Source organism: Thalassospira sp. UBA848 (assembly GCF_002295455.1).
Classification (GTDB): domain Bacteria; phylum Pseudomonadota; class Alphaproteobacteria; order Rhodospirillales; family Thalassospiraceae; genus Thalassospira.
Genome location: NZ_DBGS01000029.1, coordinates 1 through 6,311, shown reverse-complemented (window position 1 = coordinate 6,311; position 6,311 = coordinate 1). Strand labels below are relative to the sequence as shown.

Here is a 6,311-nt window from a genome sequence, read left to right as displayed (position 1 = left end):
CGTCAAAATCGGTGTGGCAGGCCTGGGTACGGTCGGTGCCGGAACCGTTAAACTGCTGAGTGAACATCGCGACCTTCTGACCGACCGTTCGGGTCGCCAGATCGTCGTCACAGCGGTATCGGCGCGTGATCGAACTCGGGACCGTGGTTTTTCGACCGAAGGTCTGACCTGGTACGACGATGCCCGTGATCTTGCCGCGGACAAGGATATCGACATTCTTGTCGAGCTGATTGGTGGATCGGATGGCATTGCCTATGACACCTGCAAGGCGGCCCTTGAAAACGGCAAGCATGTTGTGACCGCCAACAAGGCGCTGATCGCACTTAAGGGCGCGGAACTGGCCCAGGTTGCCGATGCCAACAATGTCACCATCGCCTATGAGGCGGCGGTTGCCGGTGGGATCCCGGTGGTCAAGGCGCTGCGTGAAGGTCTGGCAGGCAACGAAATTTCCCGTGTGACCGGTATTCTGAACGGCACGTGCAACTTTATCCTGACCACCATGCGCGAGCAGGGGCGCGACTTTGCGGATGTACTGGCAGAGGCACAGAAACTTGGCTACGCCGAAGCCGATCCGACCTTTGATGTCGATGGTATTGATGCCGCGCACAAGCTTGCGATCCTGGCAAGCCTTGCCTTTGGCGTCGAGGTTGACTTTGACGCGGTCGCGGTTGAAGGCATTCGCAGTGTTTCAGCACTTGATATCCAGCTTGCCGAAGAACTTGGTTATCGTATCAAGCTGCTTGGCATTGCCAAACAGACCGCCGAAGGAATTGAACAGCGTGTGTCCCCGGTCATGGTGGATCGTGCGACCCAGATTTCCAAGGTCGAAGGCGTGTTTAACGCTGTTGCCCTTGAAGGCGACTATGTCGGGCCGGTGGTGCTTCAGGGCCGTGGGGCGGGCGAACGCCCGACCGCATCAGCAGTGGTCGCTGATATCGTTGATATCGCCGCTGGCCGTGCCGCACCTGTCTTTGGCGTGCCGGCTGATCGCCTGAAGAAAAACGTGCGTGCGTCGCTCGAAAAGCATATCGGTGCCTATTACCTGCGTCTGATGGTATGGGATCGCCCGGGTGTCATGGCCGAGGTTACCGCAACCCTTGCCAAGCACGGGGTGTCGATGGCGTCCATGATCCAGCATGGCCGGGCCGAAACCGAAGGCGGCGTTGTGCCGGTGGTTATCGTGGCTCACGAAACGACTGAGTCCGCCATGTCGGGTGCGGTGAATGACATTGCTGCTTTTGAAAGCAATTCACAGCCGCCGGTGCTGATGCGGATTGAAAGCTTCGCATCTTAACAAAATGAACAGGGTCAGGACCTGAGCAATATGACAGAATTGGTCGATCAGATTTGTGCGGATACGCGGAGCAAAAACGCAGGAAGATCCATATCTTTCAAGTTTTTGCGACAAAATAGCCCGTGCAAATCTGATCGATCCGAAGGACAGTTGAGAAACTTGCGAACTTTGACGTCAAACGTCTTGACCGGGATTGCGACCCGCTCTTCAACGTTTTTCTTAAATTTCACAAGTTTCTCAACGGCCAATTCTATTATATTGCTCAGGTCCTGACCCTACGCGCCCCTCATCTGTCATGATGCGGGGCGCTGTTGTATAGTTCGGGCATAAAACCGAGCGTAAAAATAAAAAGACAACAATGAGATGGGGCCCCCAGACCCCACATCAGCAATACGAGGAAGAAGATATGGATCGAAATCTTGCGCTTGAAACGGTTCGCGTGACCGAGGCGGCAGCACTTGCGTGCTCTGGCCTGATGGGACGCGGCGATGAAAAGGCAGCCGATCAGGCCGCCGTGGACGCCATGCGCAATGCGCTCAACAGCATGGACATCAAAGGCACGGTCGTGATTGGCGAAGGCGAACGCGACGAAGCCCCGATGCTGTTTATCGGCGAAGAAGTTGGCTCCGGCGAAGGCCCGGAAATCGACATTGCGCTTGATCCGCTTGAAGGCACGACCATTTGTGCGACCGGTGGCCCGAACTCTTTGGCTGTTGTTGCCATGGCCGAAAAGGGGGGCTTCCTGAACGCACCGGACACCTATATGGAAAAGATTGCCGTTGGTGGTGGTCTTCCCGATGATGTTGTTGATCTTGACGCCAGCCCGGCCGAAAACCTTAAAAGCCTTGCCAAAGCCAAGGGTTGCGATGTTGCTGATCTGGTTGTGTGTATCCTTGATCGCCCGCGCCATCAGGACATCATTGCCAAGACCCGCGAAGCTGGTGCGCGCATTATGCTGATCGGGGATGGGGATGTTGCCGGTGTGATCGCGACCTCGCAGAAAACGTCGGGCATTGATCTTTACATGGGGACAGGTGGCGCACCGGAAGGTGTTCTGGCAGCAGCAGCCCTTCGTTGCATTGGTGGTCAGTTCCAGGGCCGCCTTGTTTTCCGCAACGATGACGAAATAGCGCGCGCGAAAAAGTGGGGCATCGCGGATCTGACCCGCAAATATAAACTGGGCGAACTTGCCAGCGGCAACGTCATGTTTGCGGCAACCGGTGTGACCGATGGCGCGATGCTGCGTGGCGTGCGCCGCTTTGCCAATGGTGCGGAAACCGAAAGCATCGTGATGCGCTCCCAGTCGGGCACCGTGCGCTATGTCCGCGCCGTGCACGATTTCAGCCGCAAGATCTGGTACAAGTAAGTTCTGTTTCGCACAGGATTGGAAGAAGGGAGAGCCTTGATGTAGTTCTGGGCACTCCCTTTTTTCGTTTAATCGCTTGCAGGTGCGGATGGTCTGCGTTACATCCTCCGCCCCCAATCACGAACACCAAATGCCGGAGGCTGCCTGATGTCTGAAATTATTGCCCTTGATTTCGGAACGACGAACTCTGTCCTTGCCGTGGCAGACAGCGCAGGCAATGTGCAATCGGCAAAGTTCGAAGTGGGTGCCAACAGCTTTGATACCTATCGGACCATTCTGTATTTCTGGGAAGATCAGGATCTGACGGCGCCAAATGCGCCGACCCATACCAAAAGTTGTTCCGGCCCGTTCGCGATTGAGGAATACCTTAAGGAAAGTCATGACTGCCGACTGATCCAGTCGATGAAGTCCTATCTGGCGGCCAAGGACTTTGAAGGGACGGATATCTTCGGTACGACCTATTCCATCGAAGACCTTGTCGGTACGTTTCTGACACAAATCCATCACTTCGCGCAGCACAGCCTTGGCTGGTTGGGGCAGCGGGTGATTTCAGGTCGGCCTGTCGCCTTTGCGGGCAATAACCCGGACAACGACTTTGCTGAAATGCGCCTGCGTGCGGCGTATGAGCAGACCGGTTTCGATGTCGAGGCCATGGTGTTCGAGCCATTGGCAGCGTCGTACTATTACGGGCGCGAACTGGACAAACCCGAAACCGTTCTGGTCGCCGACTTTGGCGGTGGTACCAGTGACTTTTCGCTGATCCGCTTTACGCCGGGATTGGGCATTCGCGGGGTGCAGCCGCTTTCGCACACAGGTCTTGGCGTTGCAGGTGACCGGTTTGATTATCGCATCATCCAGAAGGCCGTGTGGCCGCGTCTGGGCTTTGGCTCGGAATACAAATCGATGGGCGCGACCCTGCCGGTCCCGCGGCAATATTACACGGCGTTCTCGCGCTGGCACGAACTTGCCATGATGAACCAGCCCAAAACCATCAACGAAATCAAAAGCCTGATCAGATCCGCCACCAAGCCTGATGATATCGAGGATCTGGTCACCATCATCGAGGATGAAATGGGCTTCCACCTTTATCAGACGGTCTCAAGGGCCAAGGCAGAGCTTTCTGAGAAAGACAGCACCATTTTGCAATTCGCCCATGGCGGGGTGGAGATCGAAGAAAAGCTGACCCGTGCCGATTTCGAAGCCGCAATTGCGCCAGACATGGCCGAGATCGAGCTGGCCGCCAAGAACTGTCTTGATCAGGCCGGTGTCGATGCACGTGACGTCTCAAAGGTCTTCATGACCGGCGGCACATCCTATGTCCCGGCGGTGCGCAAGCTGTTCGAAGACCGCTTTGGCAAGGACCGCATCGAAATCGGCCAGCCGTTCCTGTCGGTGGCACACGGGTTGGCTCTTATTGCGGCGGATGAGGGCATCGTCTGATGGCAATCACTTACTATCACTAAGATGGGTAAAAAGAAGCCACACCTGTGAAGCCGCCAATAATAAAACATATTAAAGAAATCGCAGCAAAACTTAAGGTGGTGACCTCTTGTATGGCTGTCATTCGTTCTCGATTAAACTGCAATTGTTTGTAGTTCTGCGCAGTGGCAGCTTGGCTGTTCGAACGTTTCAATTCTTTGATTGTTTTCCAGTACCTGCCGCCGTGGAGGTGGATATAAGCACCGCTCGACATAGCGAAGTAAGCTAGGAATTGAGCTACGGTTGCTGAAATCAATCCTAATAGAAACAAAAATACAGTGAGCCATAGCTCTGAGAAGTTAGGGCTATCGCTCAGTCCCTTTAACGCTGGCAGGGCCACAACAGTGCCGCCATTTAAATATATCAACGACTTGATTCCATCATTGGCAAAAGTCCAAGCACCGCTAGCGATATGTTGCCGCCATCTTTCAGAAGAATCGATACGTGTATTAAGCTCATCATCAGTTAATTCTAGATCAGCGGTGATTTCTGGAGGAAGTGTTGGGTCGTTACTCATTGTCGGGCCTGCTGTTTCACGATATTGACCAGTGAATAGGTTTTCAGGCTAACACGAAAAATTACCTCCACATTGAGTTTGTATCAGGGTAATTGCCAATAATAGCTGTGTAAGAGCTAATCCACTTAGCCCATAAAGCCAGATTGAATTCGGATGGCGTTTGAATACCCATGGCAGAATGCCGCCCATCAGGCAAAGCACCGGAAATGCCAGAACGCTGAAAAACAGGAACTGGGTCAGGACATTTTCATCCGAACCCGGTGCATCAAACATCATTGGTGAAAACATCACCATTGGCATCGACATCAGGGCAGCAAGAACCGTCAGGATGGTTAATCCGATCCTGAGACCTTTTTTGTGGGGCATTGCGCGTATCCATTTTGTTATTGCATCAGTTTGCACAACTTTGCCGCGAGCGCAAACCGTGTGATGCACCATAGTGTTTTTCACAATACGAAATCGATGCTTCTTTTTAAGTGCTGTGTTCAGACCTATCTTGATAGCCAAAGGGCCGAACCTTGTTCGTGACAAAAGCCCGCTCTTGTATCCTGGGAGGATCATGATGAGTTCAGAAAGTGACGCACATGTGATTGAACGGCTGACGGGGCAGATCCTGCCTGCGATGGGGTTGTCGGCAACCAATGACATATCTGTTGATTTGACGACATTGACGGGCCGCACGGTTGTCTATGTCTATCCACGCACAGCGGAGCCCGGTGTGCCGTCGCCCGAAGGTTGGGATGAAATTCCCGGGGCGAAGGGCTGCACACCGCAATCCTGCTCATTCCGCGATCATGCGGCCGAATTTCGTGCGGTTGGTGTCGCCAACCTGTTCGGGCTTTCAAGCCAGACGACTGATTACCAGAAAGAGGCGGCCGAGCGTCTTCATCTGCCATTTTCGTTGCTGTCAGACGCCGATCATCGTTTCAAGGAAGCCATGGCAATGCCGGATTTCGAAGCCGGAGGCATGCGCCTGTTCAAGCGTCTGACCATGGTCATTGATGATGGCAAGATCACCAAGGTGTTCTATCCCGTCGATGATCCGGCCGCAGACGCCGAGAACGTTTTGAAATGGTGTGGGGAAAACCGGGTCGACTAGGGGTTGCCATGTCTTGGCGCGGTTTGACCGATTGGCAAAATATCCGGTTTCAGACCGCCCGAGATTGCGCTATTCCATAGGGCATGACAGAGCATGCAGACGAAACGACCTTTATGGGTGTTGAGCGATCCGTCACCGGAAAATGGTGGCGGGAACGCGCAAATGACGAGCGACTGGCAACCACGATAGCCCAGCGTTTTGGCGTGCCCGAAATTGTGGGCCGGGTGATGGCCGCGCGCGGCATTGACCTTGATGACGCGGAGAGTTTCCTGTCACCGACACTGCGCGATTTGATGCCCGATCCATCGACCTTGCAGGATATGGACAAGGCAGCCGCGCGCATTGCCGACGCCATCGAGGCGGGCGAGGGGATTGCCGTTTTTGGCGATTATGACGTTGATGGCGCGACCAGTACGGCACTTCTGAAACGCTTTTTCCGCGCCATTGGTGTTGATGTTCCTGTCCATATTCCCGATCGCATGAAAGAGGGCTATGGCCCGAATGCGCCAGCACTTCTGGAGTTGCAGCGCAAGGGTGCCAAGCTGATCCTGACGGT

Annotated in this window: 6 protein-coding genes and 1 pseudogene; 5 read left to right on the top strand and 2 right to left on the bottom strand. The window is 54.3% G+C overall.

From position 1 onward, the window contains the following. From B2R48_RS03375 to B2R48_RS03365, 3 genes are all read left to right on the top strand, one after another. Window positions 1-1,294 (top strand): homoserine dehydrogenase (locus B2R48_RS03375; RefSeq protein ID WP_296997793.1); only part of this gene is annotated, 1,294 nt, incomplete at its 5' end. Window positions 1,295-1,700: 406 nt separating this feature from the next. After that, window positions 1,701-2,660: a class II fructose-bisphosphatase gene (gene glpX / locus B2R48_RS03370; RefSeq protein ID WP_213472778.1), complete on the top strand. Its 960-nt coding sequence runs from the start codon at window positions 1,701-1,703 to the stop codon at window positions 2,658-2,660. A 147-nt stretch (window positions 2,661-2,807) separates the two neighbouring features. Then, window positions 2,808-4,100: an Hsp70 family protein gene (locus B2R48_RS03365; protein ID WP_296997787.1), complete on the top strand. Its 1,293-nt coding sequence runs from the start codon at window positions 2,808-2,810 to the stop codon at window positions 4,098-4,100. Between the two features lie 19 nt (window positions 4,101-4,119). Here the strand turns inward: B2R48_RS03365 and B2R48_RS03360 are convergent, their stop codons facing one another. Together B2R48_RS03360 and B2R48_RS03355 are read right to left on the bottom strand one after the other, a co-directional pair. After that, entirely contained in the window at window positions 4,120-4,656 is a 537-nt protein-coding gene (locus B2R48_RS03360) for a hypothetical protein (RefSeq protein WP_296997784.1), read from the bottom strand. A gap of 48 nt (window positions 4,657-4,704) precedes the next feature. Then, a complete protein-coding gene (locus tag B2R48_RS03355; protein WP_296997781.1) occupies window positions 4,705-5,163 on the bottom strand; it encodes a hypothetical protein in 459 nt (152 codons plus the stop codon). Window positions 5,164-5,218: 55 nt separating this feature from the next. Between B2R48_RS03355 and B2R48_RS03350 the strand changes: the two genes are divergently transcribed. Both B2R48_RS03350 and B2R48_RS03345 read left to right on the top strand, forming a co-directional pair. Further along, on the top strand, window positions 5,219-5,755 hold the full coding sequence (locus B2R48_RS03350; protein ID WP_296997779.1) for a peroxiredoxin: 537 nt from the start codon (window positions 5,219-5,221) through the stop codon (window positions 5,753-5,755). A gap of 83 nt (window positions 5,756-5,838) precedes the next feature. Further along, window positions 5,839-6,311, top strand: a pseudogene (locus tag B2R48_RS03345) (single-stranded-DNA-specific exonuclease RecJ); the annotation flags it as partial.

Coding starts and splice junctions, on each gene's coding strand:
- glpX (WP_213472778.1), top strand. CDS start 1,701: ATGGATCGAAATCTTGCGCTTGAAACGGTTCGCGTGACCGAGGCGGCA.
- B2R48_RS03365 (WP_296997787.1), top strand. CDS start 2,808: ATGTCTGAAATTATTGCCCTTGATTTCGGAACGACGAACTCTGTCCTT.
- B2R48_RS03360 (WP_296997784.1), bottom strand. CDS start 4,656: ATGAGTAACGACCCAACACTTCCTCCAGAAATCACCGCTGATCTAGAA.
- B2R48_RS03350 (WP_296997779.1), top strand. CDS start 5,219: ATGAGTTCAGAAAGTGACGCACATGTGATTGAACGGCTGACGGGGCAG.